This window comes from Staphylococcus sp. GDY8P57P, from assembly GCF_017892585.1.
GTDB classification, from domain to species: domain Bacteria; phylum Bacillota; class Bacilli; order Staphylococcales; family Staphylococcaceae; genus Staphylococcus; species Staphylococcus borealis.
The window spans coordinates 1-19,964 of record NZ_JAESLK010000003.1 but is presented as its reverse complement, the minus strand read 5'-3'; the positions used below and the strand labels follow the sequence as shown (position 1 = coordinate 19,964).

The following is a 19,964-nucleotide window of genomic DNA, read 5'->3' as shown; positions in this document are numbered from 1 at the left end:
CATGTTAACGCATAAAATTTTAGGTTTAGATGTAGGTAGTAAAACAGTTGGCATTGCTATTAGCGATTTAATGGGTTGGACTGCCCAAGGATTGGACACTCTAAGAATTAACGAGGAACAAGAAGATTTCGGTATAGATCAATTAGTAGCTATCATTAAAGAACATCATGTTGGTTCTGTAGTGATTGGTTTACCAAAGAATATGAATAATTCTATTGGCTTTCGTGGAGAAGCTTCGTTAAAATATAAGGAGTTGCTTCAAGAAAGCTTACCTGATATAGAGATTATAATGTGGGATGAACGATTAAGTACTATGGCAGCAGAGCGTTCATTACTTGAAGCAGATGTTTCAAGACAAAAAAGAAAAAAAGTAATTGATAAAATGGCAGCAGTATTTATATTGCAAGGCTATTTAGACTCAATCCAATAAAGGAGATATAAAGATGACTGAACATAATCATGACCATAACCATGACGTAGAATTAGATATTAGCAATGAAGAAGAATTATTAACTTTATTTGATGAAAATGGTAATGAAGTTTTATATCGAAAAATGTTAGAATTTTACCATCCAGAATTCAAAAAGGAATATGTTATCTTAGCAGAAGAGGGCGCACAATCAGACGACGATGATATGATTGAACTTATTCCAATGATAAATGAACCTGATGAATCAGGCGATGGTGGTAAATTAGTACCTATCGAAACAGATGAAGAATGGGACATGATTGAAGAAGTAGTAAATACAAATATGGAAGAGTAAATGATGCATTCATTCTTCACATTTATAGATGAATGGAAGTTAAATAGTCAATTCGTAATTATGAATTGAACAATCTTAGTGCATATGTTTAGCTGAGTTAACTCAATAATGTTGTAGTGGGAGTGGATAAAGAATTCAAAGCGAATTCTTTTCTGCTCCTTTTTGATTGACAAAATCATGTTTTTTTACTTGTTACACCTTAATTTACAATCAAATATGTGATAAAATATTTAAAGTTAAATTCTTATAACTAGACAAGTATTTTAATAAATATTTAAATCAGTCATACAATTATACACATGAGTTGACGTCATTTGATTTAGGTTATTTATAAGTCATCGGTGATTAAAACTTAATTTAATAGAGACTGGTTTATTTTTTAATGTCATTTTGTCTTAAAAAAGGAAGTAAGTAAATGGAAGCTAATCAGCAATATTTATTGGAGATACAATCTAAAACAGATAATCAGATTGAATCATTAAGAAGCTATGCAGAAGAGAATGCTGTACCAATTGTAGACAGATTATCTCTAGAAATGATCAAACAATTAATTCGAATCCATGGTGCAAAAAATATATTGGAAATTGGTACTGCGATAGGTTATAGTTCAATGCATTTTGCATCGGTATCAGATGACATTCAAATTACAACAATAGAACGTGATGAGAAAATGATTACGCAAGCTAAAACAAATTTTGAAACTTATGGTTATTCATCACAAATACGATTAATAGAAGGCAATGCCTTAGAGCAATATAGTCAAGTCGATGACAAAGTATATGATATTATCTTTATTGATGCAGCTAAAGCGCAATCTAAGAAATTTTTTGAATATTATACACCATTATTAAAAAAAGGTGGACTAGTGATTACAGATAATGTTTTATATCACGGTTTTGTATCGAACATAGATATTGTTCGTTCCAGAAATGTTAAGCAAATGGTGAAAAAAGTCCAAAAATTTAATGAATGGTTAATGAATCAAAAAAATTACAGTACAAATTTTATCAATATGGATGATGGGTTAGCTATTTCAATTAAAGGAGAATAATTATGACGGAATTACTCGTTACTCCTAAATCTTTAACACATTTAGAAACACTAATCGATATTGGCGCGGATGCCTTTGTCATTGGTGAGCAAAAATTTGGGTTACGATTACCGGGAGAATTTAATCGAGAAGATATAAAAAAAGCAATTAAATTAGCACATGAACATGATAAAAAAATCTATGTCGCTGTAAATGGTATTTTCCATAACTATCATTTAAACGCATTGGAAGACTACATTAATTTCTTACACGAAATCAATGTGGATCGTATTATCTTTGGCGATCCTGCAGTTGTTATGTACGTAAAAAATCAACAAAATCCCATACCTTTAAATTGGGATGCCGAAACAATTGTTACCAACTATTTCCAATGTAACTATTGGGGTAAACGCGGTGCGAAACGTGCACTTCTTGCCAGAGAATTAAACTTAGATGAAATTATAAATATTAAAGAGAATGCAAATGTCGAAATTGAAGTTCAAGTCCATGGGATGACATGTATGTTCCAATCTAAACGGATGTTACTTGGAAACTATTATACATTTCAAGATAGACAAATGAAGATTAAACGTGAAAATGATGAACGTGAACTATTACTCTATGACGAAGAACGTGATAATAAATATCCTGTATTTGAGGATTTTAATGGCACACATATCATGTCTCCGAATGACATCTGTTTAATCGAAGAACTTGAACCATTGTTTGAAGCTGGTATTGATTCATTTAAGATTGACGGTATATTACAGAGTGAAGAATATATCAACGTTGTTACAGCTCAATACAGAGAAGCGATTGATTTATACAATGAAGATCCTGAAGCATATGAAGACGAAAAATTTATGCTAGTAGACCCAATTGAAGACATTCAACCAGAACATCGTCCATTTGACGAAGGATTCTTGTATAAACAAACCGTATATTAAAAGGAGGCGCTAAACTTGAAAACTTTAACTGACGTTCAATCTCAAGTAAAAAGTAAAATCAAAAAACCTGAATTATTAGCGCCTGCTGGTAATTTGGAGAAATTAAAAATTGCTGTTCATTATGGTGCAGATGCCGTATTTTTAGGTGGCCAAGAATATGGTCTACGTTCTAACGCTGATAATTTTACAATGGCTGAAATTAAAGAGGGCGTTGAATTTGCAAATCAATATAATGCTAAAATATACGTGACTACTAACATTATTGCACATGATGAAAATATTGATGGGTTGGAATCGTATCTAATTGAATTAGAAAAAACTGGAGCTACAGGTATTATTGTAGCAGACCCTTTAATCATAGAAACTTGTAAGCAAGTTGCACCAAAATTAGAAATACACTTATCAACACAACAATCATTATCTAATACTAAAGCTGTAGAATTCTGGAAAGAAGAAGGATTAGACCGAGTGGTATTAGCTCGTGAAACAGGCGCTATGGAAATGAAGGAAATGAAAGAGAATGTTGACATTGAAATTGAGGCTTTCATCCATGGTGCTATGTGTATTGCCTATTCAGGTCGTTGTACACTTAGTAATCACATGACAGCGAGAGACTCTAATAGAGGAGGGTGTTGTCAAAGTTGTCGTTGGGATTATGATTTGTTAGAGGTTGATAATGATGGTGATTTAGATCTTTATTATCAAGAGGGCGACGTTATCCCATTCGCTATGAGTCCTAAAGATTTAAAATTAATCGAATCCATACCACAAATGATGGATATTGGCATTGACTCCCTTAAAATAGAAGGTCGTATGAAATCGATACATTATATTGCTACTGTAGTTTCAGTTTATCGAAAAGTAATTGATGCCTATGCTGAAGATCCAGAGCACTTTAAAATAAATCCTGAATGGTTAATAGAATTAGATAAATGTGCTAATAGAGATACAGCGCCAGCTTTCTTTGAAGGTACACCAGGTTATGAAGAGCAAATGTTTGGTGTTCAGCAAAATAAAAAATCACCTTATGATTTTTGTGGATTAGTATTAGATTATGATGAGGCAACACAAATTGCTACTATTCAACAAAGAAATCACTTTAAACCTGGTCAAGAAATTGAATTCTTTGGACCTGAAATTGAAAGCTTTAGACAAGTGATTGATGCCATATACGATGAGGAAGGCAATCAATTAGATGCTGCACGTCATCCACTTCAAATTGTACAAATTAAGGTAGATCATCCAATTTACCCTAAGAACATGATGAGAAAGGAAATTAGATAATGGCAAACACAACAATTATTGGTATTGCCGGTGGCTCTGGATCTGGTAAGACAACAGTTACTAATGAAATCATGAAAAATTTAGAAGGACATAGTGTTGCACTTCTTGCTCAAGATTATTATTATAAAGACCAATCACATTTAACTTTTGAAGAGCGTCTTGAAACAAATTATGACCATCCCTTTGCCTTTGACAATGATTTGCTCATTGAAAATTTAAAGGATTTACGTAATGGTCATGCAGTTGAAGTTCCAACGTACGATTACACAAATCATACACGAAGTAATGAAACCATTGCATTTGAACCTAAAGATGTTATTATCGTAGAAGGTATATTTGCTTTAGAAAATAAAACACTTCGTGATATGATGGATGTCAAAATATACGTTGATACTGATGCAGACTTAAGAATTCTAAGACGACTCGTACGTGATACTAAAGAGCGTGGTCGATCAATGGAATCGGTAATTAACCAATATTTAAATGTTGTTAAACCAATGCACAATCAATTCATTGAACCAACAAAGAAATATGCTGACATTATTATTCCAGAAGGTGGAAGTAATAAAGTAGCAATAGATATTATGACAACAAAAATTCAAACATTGGTTAGTAAACAATAAGTAAGTTACAATGTATATTAAAAATAAATGTATTCAATAAATTTTAATTGACGCAAACATATTAACTGAAAAAGGAAGATGACATAATGGAAAATCAAAAACAATATCCAATGACTCAAGAGGGTTATGAACAATTAGAAAAAGAATTAGAAGAATTAAAAACGGTTAAACGTCCTGAAGTTGTAGAAAAAATTAAAGTGGCACGTTCATTTGGTGACCTTTCTGAGAACTCTGAGTACGATGCTGCTAAAGATGAACAAGGATTCATTGAACAAGACATTCAACGTATCGAGCATATGCTTAGATATGCATTAATCATTGAAGATACAGGTGATAATAATGTTGTTCAAATTGGTAAAACTGTAACTTTTATTGAGTTACCTGGAGATGAAGAAGAAAGTTACCAAATCGTTGGTTCTGCTGAAGCAGATGCATTTAACGGCAAAATCTCAAACGAATCACCTATGGCTAAAGCATTAATTGGTAAAAGTTTAAAAGATGAAGTACGTGTGCCTTTACCAAACGGTGGAGAAATTAACGTTAAAATCGTAGATATCAAATAATCTCTATTTATAACAATGATTAATTTGTGTCTGAGACAATAATATACAACTGCTTTTTTCAAAAAAGGCAGTAAATAACTAAACTGAGAGGGCATTTAAATTAAGCTTTTCTCAGTTTTAGTCATTCTTGCGAGAGTAGGACATTGAATTTAAAAAATTCTGTTCCACTCTCGTTTTTAATGTCAAATGCTGTATCATTTTTGGTTAAGTTCAACTTATTTTTAACAACTAAAAGGTTTATCCGACCGCGCTTGCTATATTGATTACATTTTTAACTATTTAAGCTATAAGTATCCTTAAAGTAACGAATATCTATTTATATTTTATCAAATTAATTTGAAAATCTGAACTTTTTCATGACAAATTTTGTTTTATATGCTTAAATAACATTGTGAATACAATTGAATGAATTGTTAAGTATACATAAAAGTAAGCGATTACATCATGCCTTACTTTTTTTATTATTCACAATTTGAAATACTTATTAAACAACTAAGATATGAAAATGTTATAATTTTTTTATACATAATAGAAAAATTTGAAAGTTGATACTTTTGTTAAATCAATACTTTTAGAAATACAATATAATCAAATGAAAGTATAAAAGGGAGGCAATAGGTTGGAAGTTAAAGTTATAAATGAGCAATCGCTATTGCTATATTTCAAAGAAGAGATTAGCGAAGATAATTATCAAGAAGTTAATCTAACTACTCAATATATTCTGTCTAAAAACATACCAGACATTAAGGATGTAATCCCGTCTTATCGAGCAATTATGATAAATTTTAATAATGATTTAATTGATTACAAGCAATTAATTGAAAAATTAGAATTAGATAATCTTAAACTTTCAAAAGTTGATTCAACTTCAAATAAGAATATTATATATATTCCTGTACTATATAATACTGAGATGGGCCCGGATTTAGAAGAGGTAGCAAATCATAATCATTTATCTGTAAAGGAAGTTATCCAAATTCATACAGAAAATGAATATCTTGTTTATATGCTTGGTTTTATGCCAGGTTTCCCATTCTTAGGTGGGTTAGATGAACGTATTCATACACCTAGAAGAGCTGAACCACGAGTTAAGATAAATGCCGGTTCTGTAGGAATCGCTAATAATCAAACGGGATTATATCCATCAGATTCACCGGGTGGTTGGCAAATTATTGGTAGAACACCATTAAAAGTGTTCGATCAATATGCTGAACCTATGACATTGTACGAAGCTGGTGATTATATTAAATTTTATGCAATTGACGAGCAAACGTATAACCAAATTAAAAAAGAAATCAACGACGGTCAATTTAATAAAGAAAAGTGGGTGAGGTGTAATGGGCATTAAAATTATAAAACCAGGACTGTTCACCACGGTACAAGACAAAGGACGTTTTGGATTTCAACATTTAGGTTTTTCAGGCTCTGGTGCTATGGATCAATTTAGTTATGACTTAGGACGACAATTGATTGCTAACGATGGTCCAAGTTTGGAATTTACAATTATCGGACCAACAATACAATTCACTCAAAATAACACGTTTGTATTGACAGGCGGCCAGTTCAATGCAAAATTAAACAACGCCAAAATAACAAATAACAGTGTTGTCTTGGCAAATAAAGGCGATATCCTTGAATTAGGACCTGTAATACGTGGTGCACGTGGCTATATTTTCTTTGGTCATTCACTTGATATTGAAAAAGTTGCAGATAGCTATTCAACGCATACTAGAAGTGGCGTGGGTGGTTTTTACGGAAGAGCATTGAAAAAAGATGATCATATTCAAGTCGTGCAAAATAGCAATTATAAAGTAAATCTTGGAAAATCAATTGATTATGATGCAGTTGAACAAGACAATATTATTCACATTATAGAAGGTCCGCAAGTTGATGCCTTTTCTGAAGAAAAACGAAAAAATTTAGTTGAATCTGAATATAAAATATCTGATCAATCTGATCGTATGGGATATAGACTTATAGGCAATCAAATTCCACCTGAAAATGGTGCGGATATCATTTCTGAACCAGTAGGATTAGGTAGTATTCAAGTACCTAACGATGGGAATCCAATCATTCTATTAAATGACAAACAAACAGTCGGTGGTTATACAAAGATAGCTACAGTAAGTCAATTGGACCTTAAGAAACTAGCACAATTCAAGCCAGGAGATATGATACAGTTCAAATGGACTTCTGTAGATGAAGCAAATGAGATGTTGCAGTCGTTTAATCAAAAGTTCAGTGACAAATTGAACTCTGTGACAAATGCACCAATATTTAATATGCATTCAATGCGACCAACATCACAAAAATTAGCAAAATTAATTGAAGAGGAGTAATAACAAGATGAATATTAAAAAAATTGAGGAAGTTATTAATTTAGTTAAATCAAATGGCGTAAAACGCTTTAAATTTAAAGATAATAAAAGTGAACTAGAATTAGACTTCACAGAGGGCGCTCAAGTAATCAGTGAATCTGCTAATCAAAGTGTAGCAAGTACAAGTGCTGTGAATAATGATAATCAACAACAAGTCGAATCTAGTTCAAATGAAGATGCTTCTAAAGAAATAGCTTCACCAATGGTTGGTACATTCTTTTTACAAGATAGTAAAGAATTAACTGATCCTCAAATTAAAGTTGGAGATAAAGTTAAATCTGGAGATATCATCGGTTATGTTGAAGCAATGAAAGTTATGAATGAAATTACAAGCGATGTAGATGGAGAAGTCGTTGAAATAGTAGCAGATCATGGTACAAATGTTGAATATGATCAAGTACTAGTTAAACTTAAATAAAGGGGGACAGCTAAATGTACCGTTGTTTAGTAGCAAATAGAGGAGAAATTGCAGTCCGTATTATTAGAGCCTGTCGTGAAATGGGTATAGAGACTGTTGCGATATATGCTAAAGGAGATGAGCAAAGTCTACATGTTAGCTTAGCTGATCAAGCAGTTTGTATTGGAGAAGCCAATCCTTTAGATAGTTATTTAAATATTGAACGTATCATTGGCGCAGCTGAAATAACAGGTGCGAATGCGATCCATCCAGGGTACGGATTTTTATCAGAAAGTACAACTTTTGCTGAAAAGGTAGAAGAAAATGATATTCATTTCATTGGTCCAAGTAAAAAAACAATGGAGCTGATGGGTGATAAAATAACTGCGCGTCAAACAGTAGACGCTGCGGGAGTACCCGTCATTCCTGGATCAACAGGTGCTGTCAATTCAGTGGAAGAAATTAAACAACTTGCAGATGAAATTGGTTACCCTGTCGTTTTAAAAGCAGCTAGTGGCGGTGGCGGTAAAGGTATCCGTATCGTTAAGGAACCTGAACAACTTGAAAAATCATTAAAAGAAGCAAAAAGCGAAGGGCAGAAGTACTTTAATGATGACAGAGTCTATGTCGAAGCTTTTATACCTGTAGCAAAACACGTTGAAGTTCAAATCATTGGTGATGGAAAAGGTAACTATGTACATTTAGGAGAACGAGATTGCTCAGTACAACGCAAAAATCAAAAGTTAATTGAAGAGTCTCCTTGTGCAGCATTAACAGAGGAAAGACGAAAACAAATTTGTGCAGATGCAGTTGCCGTTGCCAAAGCTTCAAATTATCGAAGTGCAGGTACAATAGAATTTTTAGTTACAAAAGATGCACATTACTTTATAGAAATGAATGCACGTATACAAGTAGAACATACTGTCACAGAAATGCGTGCTGATAGAGACTTATTACAAGCGCAACTGTATTTAATGCAGCATGATAAACTTCCTTTCGGTCAAGATGACATCGTATTCAATGGACACGTAATCGAAGCGCGTATCAATGCTGAAAATCCAGAGAAGAAATTCCAACCTACGCCTGGTAAAGTAAAAAAATTACATTTACCTCAAGGGTTCAATATTCGTGTTGATTCTTTACTATATCCAGGATACCAAGTATCACCATATTATGACTCACTTGTCGCAAAGGTTATAGTTAAAGATACAGATCGACAAACTGCGATTAACAAATTGAAAGTAGCGCTTGATGAAATGGTAATTGAAGGCTTTACAACAACTGCTGACTTTTTATACGCAGTTTTAAATTACCCATTATATGCAGATGATGATGCTAGTGAAGTAGATATTAAATTCCTTGAAAAACATCAAATTATTGAAGGAGTGGAGCTATAATGCGCATAGACTTGAATTGTGACTTAGGCGAAGCATTTGGAAATTATTCATTTGGCGGTGACAATCAAATCATTCCATTAATCACTTCAGCTAATATTGCTTGTGGCTTCCATGCAGGTGATGAAAATGTGATGTATGACACTATTAAACTCGCTAAAGACAACGGTGTAGGAATAGGTGCGCATCCAGGATTACCAGATTTAAAAGGATTTGGTCGCCGAAATATGGATATTTCACCTAAAGAAATTTATAATTTAGTTATCTATCAACTAGGCGCTTTAGATGGTTTCTGTAAAGTACATCAAACGCGTATTAATCATGTAAAACCACACGGCGCACTGTATAACATGGGGGCTAAAGATCAAAATATTGCGCGTGCTATTGCACAAGCAGTTTATGATTTTGATGCTTCACTTGTCTTAGTAGGATTGTCAAATACATTACTAATTACTGAGGCCGAAGCATTAGGTTTACGCACTGCATCTGAAGTGTTTGCTGATAGACGATATGAAGATAATGGTCAACTCGTTAGTCGTAAAGAGGCAGATGCAGTCATCACTAACACTGAAGAAGCGTTAGATCAAGTTTTAAAAATGGTTATTGAAAACAAAGTGGTTAGCAAAAATGGAAAAGAAATCAATCTAAAAGCGGATACGATCTGTGTGCATGGTGATGGTGCTCATGCTTTAGAATTTGTATCACAAATTAGAGAAAAATTAACGAAAGAAGGCATTGATATTCAATCCTTATAAGGGGGACCAATTATGGGAGAAAACTTTAATCAAAATCCAAATCAAGAAATAAATCCGAATGAGAAGGAATTTAAATTCACGAAGAACCACAGACGATTATTATATGGATCTGTGTTCCTAATGGCAACTTCTGCTATTGGCCCAGCATTCCTTACTCAAACAGCTGTATTTACAGCTGAGTTTTATGCTAGTTTTGCATTTGCAATATTAATTTCAATTATCATTGATATAGGCGCACAAATTAATATTTGGCGTGTCCTTGTAGTTACTGGTTTACGTGGACAAGAAGTGTCAAATAAAGTGATGCCTGGTTTAGGTACATTAATTTCAATATTGATTGCATTTGGGGGGCTTGCATTTAATATAGGTAATATTGCTGGTGCAGGCTTAGGCTTAAACGCTATGTTTGGATTAGATATCAAATGGGGTGCTGCAATTACAGCTATTTTCTCTATTTTAATTTTTGTTAGTAGAAGTGGTCAAAAGATCATGGACGTTGTTTCGATGATTTTAGGGGTTGTAATGATACTCGTAGTTGCATATGTTATGGTAGTTTCAAACCCGCCATATGGTGATGCATTAGTACACACATTCGCGCCAGAACAGCCGGTTAAATTAATTTTACCTATTATTACATTAGTCGGAGGTACTGTAGGGGGTTATATTACTTTCGCAGGTGCACATAGACTTTTAGATTCTGGTATGAAGGGTAAAGCGTTCTTACCATTTGTAAACCGCTCTGCAATTGCAGGTATATTAACAACAGGTATTATGAGAACTTTATTATTCTTAGCAGTATTAGGTGTAGTTGTAACTGGTGTAACTTTAAGTGCCGATAATCCACCTGCTTCAGTTTTTGAACATGCAATTGGACCGATTGGTAAGAATATTTTCGGTGTCGTTATCTTTGCAGCTGCCATGTCTTCTGTTATTGGCTCAGCATACACAAGTGCTACATTCTTAAGAACATTACATAAATCTTTATTAACTAAAAATAATCTAATTGTAATCGTCTTTATCGTAATTTCGACATTAATTTTCCTATTTATTGGTAAACCTATTAGTTTACTTATTATTGCTGGTGCAATTAATGGTTGGATTTTACCTATCACACTTGGAGCGATACTTATTGCAAGTCGTAAAAAAGATATTGTTGGAGATTATAAACATCCAACGTGGATGCTAATCTTTGGTATTGTAGCAGTTATTGTAACCATTGTAACAGGTATCTTCTCATTACAAGATTTAGCTGCACTTTGGAAAGGATAAATGGCTTTTATACGGTATAAGACATATAGCATTAGATTTGCTTAAAATTCTGGGTTATAGATTAATACTTTTATAAAAATATCTGATTAAATTCACTATGAAAAATTGAGCTGAGAAGTTAGTGGTAGTATGCTTTTCTCAATTTAAATTACACATAGGAAGGGTGAGATTTTGAATTCAAATTGAATTCCATCTCACTCTTTTTTTGTAGCATTTATTCTCTTTTTCACTTGTGAAATTTATAAAAAGAGATGAATGTGTAAGGAATTTATTATTTTAAATACGGAGTGATGAAACATTGTCGTGATGAATGAAATTATATGATAAAATAGCAATTGCTAAGATAAAGACTGAGGTGTAAATATGATAGGAATTATAGGAGCTATGGAAGAAGAAGTAGCTATTTTAAAAGATAAATTAACAGAGATGGATGAAATTTCTGTTGCACATGTTAAATTTTATAGAGGGAAATTAAATACAACAGAAGTTGTTTTAACGCAAAGTGGTATTGGTAAAGTGAATGCCGCTATTTCAACAACATTATTAATTGAGAAATTCAATCCTAGACTCATTATCAATACTGGATCTGCCGGTGCGCTAGATGAAAGCTTATCTGTAGGAGATATGTTGATTAGTAATGATGTAAAATATCATGATGTTGATGCAACTGCATTTGGTTACGAATTTGGACAAGTACCTCAAATGCCTTCTAAATTTGAGTCAAATCAAGAACTATTAAACTTAGCTGAACAAGTTATTAAACAACAAAATTATACTGCTAAAATAGGCCAAATTGTGAGTGGTGATAGTTTTATTGGAAGCGTTGAGCAACGTTTAACGATAAAACGACAATTTCCTAATGCTATGGCTGTTGAAATGGAGGCAACTGCAATTGCACAGACATGCTATCAATTTCATGTTCCATTTATCGTGACACGTGCAGTATCCGATTTAGCGAATGGTAAAGCAGATATATCTTTCGAGGAATTCCTCGGTAAAGCTGCTAAATCATCAAGTTCAATAGTTGAAGCATTAATTAAAGTTTTATAAATATTAATAAAGGTGATAAATAAATGGGACTAATAAAGAAATATTTTATGCCAAATGATTATGTTAAGTCTGTATTTCAAATCGATATTGAAAAATTAGCTAAGGCTGGTTTTAAAGGTATTATTACAGATTTAGATAATACATTAGTTGGGTGGGATGTAAAATCGCCAACTATAGAAATACAACAATGGTTTAAAAAAGCAAATGAATTAGGTATTACAATCACTATTGTATCTAATAATAATGAAGATAGAGTTTCAAGCTTTTCTAAAGACTTAAATGTAGATTTCATTTTTAGAGCAAGAAAACCTATGGGCAAAGCATTTAAAAAAGCTATCAAACAAATGAATATCAAACCTGAGGAAACCATTGTAATTGGAGACCAAATGTTAACGGATGTTTTTGGTGGTAATCGTAATGGCTTATATACAATTATGGTTGTGCCTGTGAAACGTACAGATGGATTTATTACTAAATTCAACCGTATTATTGAGCGTCGATTATTAAATTACTTTAAAAATAAAGGCTATATCACATGGGAGGAAAATTGATTGGATGACACATTAAAATGTATTGGATGCGGTGCACCACTTCAATCAGATGATAAAAGTGCACCTGGATATGTTCCAGAACATAACCTTTTTAGAGAGGACGTTATTTGTCAACGCTGTTTCAGATTAAAAAATTATAACGAAATTCAAGATGTCGGAATGGATAGTGAAGATTTTTTAAATTTACTCAATGAATTATCTGATCGACAAGGAATAATTGTGAATGTTGTTGACATTTTCGATTTTGAAGGTTCATTTATCAATGCCTTGAAACGAATTGTAGGCAATAAAAAAATAATATTAGCTGCTAATAAATTAGATCTTTTACCTAAGCAAATTAATAAACGTCGTGTAAAAGAGTGGCTCAAAAAAACTGCTAGAAAATATGGCTTAGAAGCTGACGACGTTATACTTATTTCTGCACAAAAAGGTTGGGGAATCGAAGATTTATTAGCATCGATTGATAAGCATAGACATAATCAAGATGTATATATTGTCGGTACTACGAATGTAGGTAAATCAACACTTATAAATAAATTGATTGAACAAAGTGTGGGCGAAAAAGATGTTGTAACCACTTCTAGATTTCCAGGAACTACATTAGATTTAATTGATATACCTTTAGATGAAAAAACATTCATGTACGATACGCCGGGTATTATTCAGTCTCATCAAATGACACACTATGTATCTGAGAAAGAATTGAAAATAATCGTACCTAAAAATGAAATAAAACAAAGAGTTTTTCAACTTAATGAAGGACAAACGTTATTCTTTGGTGGACTGTCTAGAATTGATTATGTATCAGGTGGAAAAAGACCACTCGTTTGTTATTTTTCAAATGATTTGAATATACATCGAACTAAAACGGAAAAGGCAAATGATTTATGGCGAAATCAAATTGGTAATGTTTTGACACCACCAAATAATCCTGACCACTTCGATATGAGTGATACAAAGGCTGTACGTCTTGAAACTGGTAAGGAAAAGAAAGACATAATGATATCAGGTCTAGGATTTATAACAATTGAAGCTGGTGCAAAAGTCATTGTACGCGTCCCTAAAAATGTTGATGTAATCCTAAGAAATTCAATAATGTAAGGTGGGTTATTTATGAAGTATGCAGTAATAGGTGATCCCGTATCGCATTCATTATCTCCAGTCATGCATCAAGTTAATTTTAAATCATTAAATATGGAAGACACATACGAAGCGTTGCATATTCCCACACAAGACTTCCATGATATTAGACAAATTATTGAAGATAACCATATTAATGGATTCAATGTTACGATTCCGCATAAGGAAAGAATTATTCCTTATCTGGATGAAATTGATGACCAAGCAAAAGCTGTTGGAGCTGTTAATACTGTGAAAATTATTAACAATAAATGGATAGGTTATAATACAGATGGTATTGGTTATGTGATGGGCTTGAAACAAGTTTATCCCGATTTAGAAAATGCTTATGTTTTAATCCTTGGTGCTGGTGGTGCTAGTAAGGGAATTGCAAATGAACTCAGTAAAATTGTACAACCAAAATTAACAATCGCTAACAGAACAATGCGTAGATTTGAGACGTGGGATATGGATATTAATCCAATTTCATTAGAACAAGCAGAACAATATTTAGATGAATTTGATATTATAATCAATACGACATCTGCTGGATTAAATAATAACGATGATATGGTTATTAGCTTAGATAATTTGTCATCAAGTACACTCGTTAGTGATATTATTTATATTCCATATAAGACTAAATTTTTAAAAGAAGCAGAACTTAAAGGCAATACGGTTTATAATGGCCTGGATATGTTCATAAACCAAGGCGCTGAAAGTTTTAAAATTTGGACCGGCAAACAGCCTAATATACTAGAAATGAAATACGCAGTACTAAACAAATTAAAAGGAGTTTAATATGTTAACAGGAAAACAAAAAAGATATTTAAGAAGTTTAGCTCACAATATAGACCCTATTTTTCAAATTGGTAAAGCAGGCATTAATGACAATATGATTGCTCAAATTGATGATACACTTGAAAATCGCGAGTTAATTAAAATACATGTGTTACAAAATAACTTTGATGATAAAAATGAATTAGCGTCAACATTAAGTGATGCAACTAATAGTGAAGTTGTTCAAGTGATTGGTTCGATGATTGTCATTTATAGAGAATCAGTTGATAATAAAGAAATCACATTACCGTAAATGATGAATAAAAAATCAATAGTGCTTTATGGTGGTCAATTCAACCCAATCCACACTGCACACTTGTTAGTTGCAAATGAAGTCTATCATCAACTTAAACCTGACAAATTTTATTTTTTACCAAGTTATATGGCACCATTGAAAACGCATGATGACTATTTAGATGCTAAATATCGAATCAAAATGATACAACTTGCTATAGAAGAATTAGATTTTGGTGAAATATGTGAAATTGAACTTGAGAGAAAAGGTCAAAGTTACACTTATGAAACGCTAAAAGATATCGTTAATAATGAAAAAGATGCGAATATCTATTTCATTATCGGAACAGATCAGTATAAACAATTAGATAAATGGTATAAAATTGAAAAGTTAAAACAACTCATTACATTTGTAATTGTGAACAGAGATGTTAATTATCAAGAGGTCGACGAATCAATGATATCGGTTAATATACCGCGAATGGATATTAGTTCATCATTGATTCGAAATCGTGTAAAAAATAAACAACCAATAAATATCTTGGTTCCTCGTAGTATTCACGACTATATAAGAGAGGAAGGATTTTATGAAAATTGATAAAGCGATTGAACTCGTTAAAGATAAACTACCGGAGAAACGTTTTAAGCACTCATTGAGAGTAGCTGAAACCGCAGTAAAACTTGCAGAAATTTATGATGGTGATAAAGATAAAGCTAACTTAGCGGGTGTATTGCATGATTATTGCAAGTATGATGACCTAAGCACAATGTACCAAATTGTAAGACAACACGATTTAGATAGTGAACTATTAAGTTATGGTGGAGAAATCTTACACGGACCAGTCTGTGCTGCTCTCATGCAATCAGAATTTGGTATTGAAGACGAGGAAGTGCTTCTTGCAATCAAGAATCACACTACAGGTCGAAAAGAAATGACTAAAACTGAAAAACTTGTGTTTATTGCTGATTATATCGAGCCTGGAAGAAAAACCCCAGGAGTTGAAGAAATTAGAGATATGGCATACAATCAAGGTAGCTTAGATAAAACAATTTATGAAATTTCTAAGCGAACAGTACTGTTCCTAATTAGTAAGGATATAACTGTTTATGGCACAACGATTTCATGTTTAAACTATTATAATTATAGTGATCAAAGGATAAAGGATGATTAAATGAATTCAGAAGAATTATTAAATATTGCTGTCGATGCGACAGAAAATAAAAAAGCAGAAGATATTGTTTCTCTTAATATGAAAGGTATCAGTGACATGACAGATTATTTCGTTGTTTGTCACGGTAATAATGAGCGTCAAGTTCAATCAATTGCTAGAGCAGTAAAAGAGGCAGCACATGAACAAGCTATTGATGTGAAACGTATGGAAGGGTATCAAAGTGCTAGATGGGTGTTAATTGATTTAGCAGATGTTGTGGTCCACATCTTCCATAAAGATGAACGTAATTATTATAATATTGAGAAGCTATATCAAGATGCGCCAATAGAATCATATGGGCAGGTTGCGTATTAGATGGCTCAATATGGTGAGATGAGCTTAGTTTATGATCAACTTACGCAAGATCAACCTTATGACAAGTGGTTTGAAATCGTGAACCATTATACGCAAGATCTCAGTCATAAGCCGAAAATCCTTGATATCGGTTGTGGAACTGGCAGTTTAACTGCTCAACTAAGTACTATTGGTTCGGTTACAGGAATGGATTTAAGCTCAGAGATGCTCTCCATTGCTGCTAATAAATCTAATCAAGTAACATGGTTAGAAGGCGATATGACCGATTTTTCATTCAATACTAAATTTGATGTAATAACAATATTTTGTGATTCACTGAATTATTTACCTGATATCAAAGATGTAAATGAAACATTTATCAATGTTTTTAATCATCTATCAGAAACTGGTGTTTTTATATTTGATGTCCATACTATTCAAAAGATGAATACGTTGTTTCATAATCAATGTTACATTGATGAAAATGAGTCAATCTTTTTAGCATGGGAAGCTATTGTCGGTGATGAACCTTATAGTGTGTATCACGACATGAGTTTCTTTGTAAAAAATACTGATGATACTTATCAGCGATTTGATGAATCGCACTATCAAAGAACCTTTGAAAAAGATACTTACATTAGTTTATTAAAGACAATTGGATTTAAAGCATTCGAAACATTTATCGACTTTAATCGCAATAATCACGATGAAAACGGCGATCGTTTATTTATCGTAGCTTATAAATAAATAAAGTAAACTCATCTCCTTAAACGTTTATATATATAAGGAGATGAGTTTTTTGTTTAAAAATAAAATAGAATTATTGGCATTTATCAAGCAATGGAAATTTCAACTGATGATCACTTTGACCATTATAATAGCTATCGCATGTATACTAATGTTTCTTAAACCTGTTAAGGAAACAAGCAATGACATGCCAATCGTTTCATCGCAAAACAATTCAAAAGAAAAAAATAATACACGTCAATCATCTAGACAAATTAATGATGCAACTAAGAAAGATGAGTTGAATACTGGTATTGATGAAAATAAAACGGTAATTGTAGATATTAAAGGCGCTGTTGAGCACCCTGATGTATATAAAATGAAAGGATCAGATAGAATTAAAGATGTATTGGAAAAAGCTAAATTACAAAAAGATGCTGATTTGACACAAGTCAATTTATCTGAAAAATTAACAGATCAAAAATTGATTTACATACCATCTACCAGTGAAATGAAAAATACTATAGCACATAGTGATGATAATAATAAGCGTAGTAATACAAAACCTTTAAATTCATTAACTACTGACAAAATAAATTTGAATACTGCGAGTGAAACTGATTTGCTAAAGATCCCAGGAGTAGGACCGACAAAAGTCAAAGAAATTTTAGATTACAGGGCAAAGAATAACCAGTTTCATTCAATAGAAGATTTAAAAAATATCAAAGGCATCGGTGACAAAACTTTCGAAAAGATTAAGGATTATATTACAATCTAACTTTGTTGATTGGCTTAAATATAAAGATATTCTATAATAATGATAATAAATTTGAATCGGAGTGAATTTAATGGAAAGATTAAAATGGGACGAATATTTCATGGCGCAAAGCCATTTACTAGCTCTAAGATCAACTTGCCAAAGATTGTCAGTAGGGGCAACGATAGTAAAAGACAATAGAATTATAGCAGGGGGATATAATGGATCTGTTGCAGGTGAGGTGCATTGTATTGATGAAGGATGTTTAATTGAAGATGGCCATTGTATCAGAACCATACATGCCGAAATGAACGCTTTATTACAATGTGCTAAGCAGGGTGTATCAACAGAGGGTGCTACTATCTATGTCACTCACTTTCCGTGTCTTAATTGCACAAAATCTATTATACAAGCAGGCATTAAACAAATATATTATGCTGAAGATTATCACAATCACGAATATGCGCTGCAATTATTAAACCAAGCTGGTATTGAATACAAAAAAATACCTTTTTCTGCTCGAAATGTGGCTCAATATTTAACTGACTAATATATGATTTATTTTGCATTGTCCTTTCTCATAGGTATTCTATGGATACATTTAAAATTAATGTCGTGTTTGATTATTTTTTTATTAGTTATCATTTCAATACAAAGAAGAATTAAAATGCATCATATATTATTAATGATTATTTGTGTATTTTGTGGTGTGAGTTTTGAACATTTTCACAATCAAAACAGTGTAAGTAAAGATGATTTCTTCAAGATAAACCCTAACATATTTACCAAGGTCGAATTTGGATCTAATATCGAACGTCAAGGAAAGCAATTAAAAGGTAAATTTACTATCAAAGATCAATTGTACGTCTTTCACTTAAATACCAATCAATTAAGTGAAAAAGACATTGAAAATAAATCATGTGTTATTAAAGGTAAAATTGTTAATGTTTTAAATCACACCCCTTATGTTTCTGTTAACAAAGTAGTCACGAATACGTGCCAAATCACAAAAAATTCAAATGTATTTGAAAAGCATTCGTCGTATATTACTCAAAAATTGACTCACTCAAGCCTATCGCATCCTGAATATATTACTGCTTTAATTAGTGGTGATATTCATGGCATTAGTACTGAATTTATTGATAAGGTCAAAGACATAGGCATTTATCATTTATTAGCAGTGAGTGGGTCGCATATTGCTACTATTTCTTATCTTATATATCAACCTCTAGTTAGACTTAATATACCCAAAGTGATTATTAACGGTTTAATTATCATATTTCTAATTATATTCGCATATTATACCGATTTTGCACCAAGTGCATTGAGAGCAATTTTAGCTACAATAACCGTCATTCTCATTTCTAATAAGTCTAAAATGTCGACCATTGATATTTTAGGTCTAATCTTTATCATTATGATTTTAATAACACCTGACTATTTGTATGATATAGGCTTTCAATTTTCATTTATTATTTCATTTTTTATTCTAGTTTCCTTTCCACTTATAAGACAGTTATCTTTTTTTAATAATATTATTATCCTTACTTTAATAGCTCAGCTTTCTTCTTCAATCATTTCAATTTTTCATTTTAATCAATTGCAATGGATAGGCTTATTTTCTAATATACTATTTGTTCCTCTATATAGTTTTATTATTTTCCCATTAGCAATATTATTATTTTTTACTTATCATTTTGTTAATGATATACCTTTATTTAGTGCAATATTCAATAAAATATATATCTTACACGATAATCAGTCAAGTCCAGACTCCT

General features: G+C 32.2%; 24 protein-coding genes and 2 pseudogenes. All 26 read left to right on the top strand.

All coding sequences use genetic code 11. The features are described from left to right. Position 1: 1 nt before the first annotated feature. Positions 2 to 430, top strand: a complete 429-nt coding sequence (gene ruvX, locus KA878_RS00885; RefSeq protein ID WP_075108353.1) for a Holliday junction resolvase RuvX — start codon at positions 2 to 4, stop codon at positions 428 to 430. A gap of 13 nt (positions 431 to 443) precedes the next feature. Next, entirely contained in the window at positions 444 to 764 is a 321-nt protein-coding gene (locus tag KA878_RS00880) for a DUF1292 domain-containing protein (RefSeq protein WP_053029554.1), read from the top strand. Positions 765 to 1,179: 415 nt separating this feature from the next. Continuing rightward, positions 1,180 to 1,815 (top strand): O-methyltransferase, encoded by a 636-nt coding sequence (locus KA878_RS00875; protein WP_193839265.1) that lies wholly within the window; start codon positions 1,180 to 1,182, stop codon positions 1,813 to 1,815. A gap of 2 nt (positions 1,816 to 1,817) precedes the next feature. Continuing rightward, positions 1,818 to 2,741, top strand: coding sequence for a peptidase U32 family protein (locus KA878_RS00870; protein ID WP_075108355.1), 924 nt, complete (start codon positions 1,818 to 1,820; stop codon positions 2,739 to 2,741). 15 nt (positions 2,742 to 2,756) lie between these two features. After that, complete coding sequence (locus tag KA878_RS00865; RefSeq protein WP_193839266.1) at positions 2,757 to 4,025, top strand: peptidase U32 family protein; 1,269 nt, start codon at positions 2,757 to 2,759, stop codon at positions 4,023 to 4,025. Continuing rightward, the gene (gene udk, locus KA878_RS00860) at positions 4,025 to 4,648 is read left to right on the top strand and encodes a uridine kinase (RefSeq protein WP_011275606.1); all 624 of its coding nucleotides are present in this window, start codon (positions 4,025 to 4,027) and stop codon (positions 4,646 to 4,648) included. Before KA878_RS00865 ends, udk begins: the two co-directional genes overlap by 1 nt. Positions 4,649 to 4,734: 86 nt before the next feature. After that, positions 4,735 to 5,211 (top strand): transcription elongation factor GreA, encoded by a 477-nt coding sequence (greA, locus tag KA878_RS00855; protein ID WP_053029550.1) that lies wholly within the window; start codon positions 4,735 to 4,737, stop codon positions 5,209 to 5,211. A gap of 619 nt (positions 5,212 to 5,830) precedes the next feature. Continuing rightward, the gene (gene pxpB / locus KA878_RS00850) at positions 5,831 to 6,559 is read left to right on the top strand and encodes a 5-oxoprolinase subunit PxpB (RefSeq protein ID WP_193839267.1); all 729 of its coding nucleotides are present in this window, start codon (positions 5,831 to 5,833) and stop codon (positions 6,557 to 6,559) included. Beyond that, complete coding sequence (locus KA878_RS00845) at positions 6,549 to 7,550, top strand: 5-oxoprolinase subunit C family protein (protein WP_193839268.1); 1,002 nt, start codon at positions 6,549 to 6,551, stop codon at positions 7,548 to 7,550. The genes pxpB and KA878_RS00845 overlap by 11 nt, the downstream gene beginning before the upstream one ends. Positions 7,551 to 7,557: 7 nt before the next feature. Then, positions 7,558 to 7,678 (top strand): annotated as a pseudogene (locus KA878_RS14610) (acetyl-CoA carboxylase biotin carboxyl carrier protein subunit); the annotation flags it as partial. A 98-nt stretch (positions 7,679 to 7,776) separates the two neighbouring features. Continuing rightward, positions 7,777 to 8,007 (top strand): annotated as a pseudogene (locus tag KA878_RS14605) (acetyl-CoA carboxylase biotin carboxyl carrier protein); the annotation flags it as partial. 14 nt (positions 8,008 to 8,021) lie between these two features. Beyond that, positions 8,022 to 9,383 (top strand): acetyl-CoA carboxylase biotin carboxylase subunit, encoded by a 1,362-nt coding sequence (locus KA878_RS00835; RefSeq protein WP_075108359.1) that lies wholly within the window; start codon positions 8,022 to 8,024, stop codon positions 9,381 to 9,383. Further along, complete coding sequence (pxpA, locus tag KA878_RS00830) at positions 9,383 to 10,135, top strand: 5-oxoprolinase subunit PxpA (RefSeq protein WP_075108360.1); 753 nt, start codon at positions 9,383 to 9,385, stop codon at positions 10,133 to 10,135. The genes KA878_RS00835 and pxpA overlap by 1 nt, the downstream gene beginning before the upstream one ends. Positions 10,136 to 10,147: 12 nt before the next feature. Continuing rightward, on the top strand, positions 10,148 to 11,404 hold the full coding sequence (locus KA878_RS00825) for an NRAMP family divalent metal transporter (RefSeq protein WP_075108361.1): 1,257 nt from the start codon (positions 10,148 to 10,150) through the stop codon (positions 11,402 to 11,404). A 363-nt stretch (positions 11,405 to 11,767) separates the two neighbouring features. Continuing rightward, positions 11,768 to 12,454 (top strand): 5'-methylthioadenosine/S-adenosylhomocysteine nucleosidase, encoded by a 687-nt coding sequence (gene mtnN, locus KA878_RS00820; protein ID WP_193839270.1) that lies wholly within the window; start codon positions 11,768 to 11,770, stop codon positions 12,452 to 12,454. A gap of 23 nt (positions 12,455 to 12,477) precedes the next feature. Then, positions 12,478 to 13,005, top strand: coding sequence for a YqeG family HAD IIIA-type phosphatase (locus KA878_RS00815; RefSeq protein ID WP_053029542.1), 528 nt, complete (start codon positions 12,478 to 12,480; stop codon positions 13,003 to 13,005). Continuing rightward, positions 13,006 to 14,106, top strand: a complete 1,101-nt coding sequence (gene yqeH, locus KA878_RS00810; RefSeq protein WP_075108364.1) for a ribosome biogenesis GTPase YqeH — start codon at positions 13,006 to 13,008, stop codon at positions 14,104 to 14,106. It abuts the gene before it with no gap. A 12-nt stretch (positions 14,107 to 14,118) separates the two neighbouring features. Continuing rightward, entirely contained in the window at positions 14,119 to 14,925 is an 807-nt protein-coding gene (aroE, locus tag KA878_RS00805) for a shikimate dehydrogenase (RefSeq protein ID WP_193839271.1), read from the top strand. Between the two features lies 1 nt (position 14,926). Continuing rightward, on the top strand, positions 14,927 to 15,217 hold the full coding sequence (gene yhbY / locus KA878_RS00800; protein ID WP_016930857.1) for a ribosome assembly RNA-binding protein YhbY: 291 nt from the start codon (positions 14,927 to 14,929) through the stop codon (positions 15,215 to 15,217). After that, positions 15,218 to 15,796 carry a nicotinate-nucleotide adenylyltransferase gene (locus KA878_RS00795; protein WP_193839272.1) on the top strand — a complete coding sequence of 193 codons (579 nt, stop codon included), beginning with the start codon at positions 15,218 to 15,220 and terminating at the stop codon, positions 15,794 to 15,796. Next, positions 15,786 to 16,370 (top strand): bis(5'-nucleosyl)-tetraphosphatase (symmetrical) YqeK, encoded by a 585-nt coding sequence (gene yqeK, locus KA878_RS00790; RefSeq protein ID WP_193839273.1) that lies wholly within the window; start codon positions 15,786 to 15,788, stop codon positions 16,368 to 16,370. The genes KA878_RS00795 and yqeK overlap by 11 nt, the downstream gene beginning before the upstream one ends. After that, on the top strand, positions 16,371 to 16,724 hold the full coding sequence (rsfS, locus tag KA878_RS00785) for a ribosome silencing factor (protein ID WP_053029538.1): 354 nt from the start codon (positions 16,371 to 16,373) through the stop codon (positions 16,722 to 16,724). After that, on the top strand, positions 16,725 to 17,450 hold the full coding sequence (locus tag KA878_RS00780; RefSeq protein WP_075108369.1) for a class I SAM-dependent DNA methyltransferase: 726 nt from the start codon (positions 16,725 to 16,727) through the stop codon (positions 17,448 to 17,450). It begins immediately after the preceding gene. A gap of 52 nt (positions 17,451 to 17,502) precedes the next feature. Next, positions 17,503 to 18,207: a helix-hairpin-helix domain-containing protein gene (locus KA878_RS00775; protein WP_193839274.1), complete on the top strand. Its 705-nt coding sequence runs from the start codon at positions 17,503 to 17,505 to the stop codon at positions 18,205 to 18,207. A 70-nt stretch (positions 18,208 to 18,277) separates the two neighbouring features. After that, positions 18,278 to 18,736 carry a ComE operon protein 2 gene (locus tag KA878_RS00770; protein ID WP_075108371.1) on the top strand — a complete coding sequence of 153 codons (459 nt, stop codon included), beginning with the start codon at positions 18,278 to 18,280 and terminating at the stop codon, positions 18,734 to 18,736. Between the two features lie 117 nt (positions 18,737 to 18,853). Beyond that, the coding region (locus tag KA878_RS00765) for a ComEC/Rec2 family competence protein (RefSeq protein ID WP_228480628.1) at positions 18,854 to 19,964 on the top strand (1,111 nt) is incomplete at its 3' end.

Bases quoted from the DNA above. Each gene is read 5' to 3' on its own strand.
- ruvX (WP_075108353.1), top strand. From the start codon at position 2: ATGTTAACGCATAAAATTTTAGGTTTAGATGTAGGTAGTAAAACAGTT.
- KA878_RS00880 (WP_053029554.1), top strand. From the start codon at position 444: ATGACTGAACATAATCATGACCATAACCATGACGTAGAATTAGATATT.
- KA878_RS00875 (WP_193839265.1), top strand. From the start codon at position 1,180: ATGGAAGCTAATCAGCAATATTTATTGGAGATACAATCTAAAACAGAT.
- KA878_RS00870 (WP_075108355.1), top strand. From the start codon at position 1,818: ATGACGGAATTACTCGTTACTCCTAAATCTTTAACACATTTAGAAACA.
- udk (WP_011275606.1), top strand. From the start codon at position 4,025: ATGGCAAACACAACAATTATTGGTATTGCCGGTGGCTCTGGATCTGGT.
- greA (WP_053029550.1), top strand. From the start codon at position 4,735: ATGGAAAATCAAAAACAATATCCAATGACTCAAGAGGGTTATGAACAA.
- KA878_RS00845 (WP_193839268.1), top strand. From the start codon at position 6,549: ATGGGCATTAAAATTATAAAACCAGGACTGTTCACCACGGTACAAGAC.
- KA878_RS00835 (WP_075108359.1), top strand. From the start codon at position 8,022: ATGTACCGTTGTTTAGTAGCAAATAGAGGAGAAATTGCAGTCCGTATT.
- pxpA (WP_075108360.1), top strand. From the start codon at position 9,383: ATGCGCATAGACTTGAATTGTGACTTAGGCGAAGCATTTGGAAATTAT.
- KA878_RS00825 (WP_075108361.1), top strand. From the start codon at position 10,148: ATGGGAGAAAACTTTAATCAAAATCCAAATCAAGAAATAAATCCGAAT.
- mtnN (WP_193839270.1), top strand. From the start codon at position 11,768: ATGATAGGAATTATAGGAGCTATGGAAGAAGAAGTAGCTATTTTAAAA.
- KA878_RS00815 (WP_053029542.1), top strand. From the start codon at position 12,478: ATGGGACTAATAAAGAAATATTTTATGCCAAATGATTATGTTAAGTCT.
- aroE (WP_193839271.1), top strand. From the start codon at position 14,119: ATGAAGTATGCAGTAATAGGTGATCCCGTATCGCATTCATTATCTCCA.
- yhbY (WP_016930857.1), top strand. From the start codon at position 14,927: ATGTTAACAGGAAAACAAAAAAGATATTTAAGAAGTTTAGCTCACAAT.
- KA878_RS00795 (WP_193839272.1), top strand. From the start codon at position 15,218: ATGATGAATAAAAAATCAATAGTGCTTTATGGTGGTCAATTCAACCCA.
- yqeK (WP_193839273.1), top strand. From the start codon at position 15,786: ATGAAAATTGATAAAGCGATTGAACTCGTTAAAGATAAACTACCGGAG.
- rsfS (WP_053029538.1), top strand. From the start codon at position 16,371: ATGAATTCAGAAGAATTATTAAATATTGCTGTCGATGCGACAGAAAAT.
- KA878_RS00780 (WP_075108369.1), top strand. From the start codon at position 16,725: ATGGCTCAATATGGTGAGATGAGCTTAGTTTATGATCAACTTACGCAA.
- KA878_RS00770 (WP_075108371.1), top strand. From the start codon at position 18,278: ATGGAAAGATTAAAATGGGACGAATATTTCATGGCGCAAAGCCATTTA.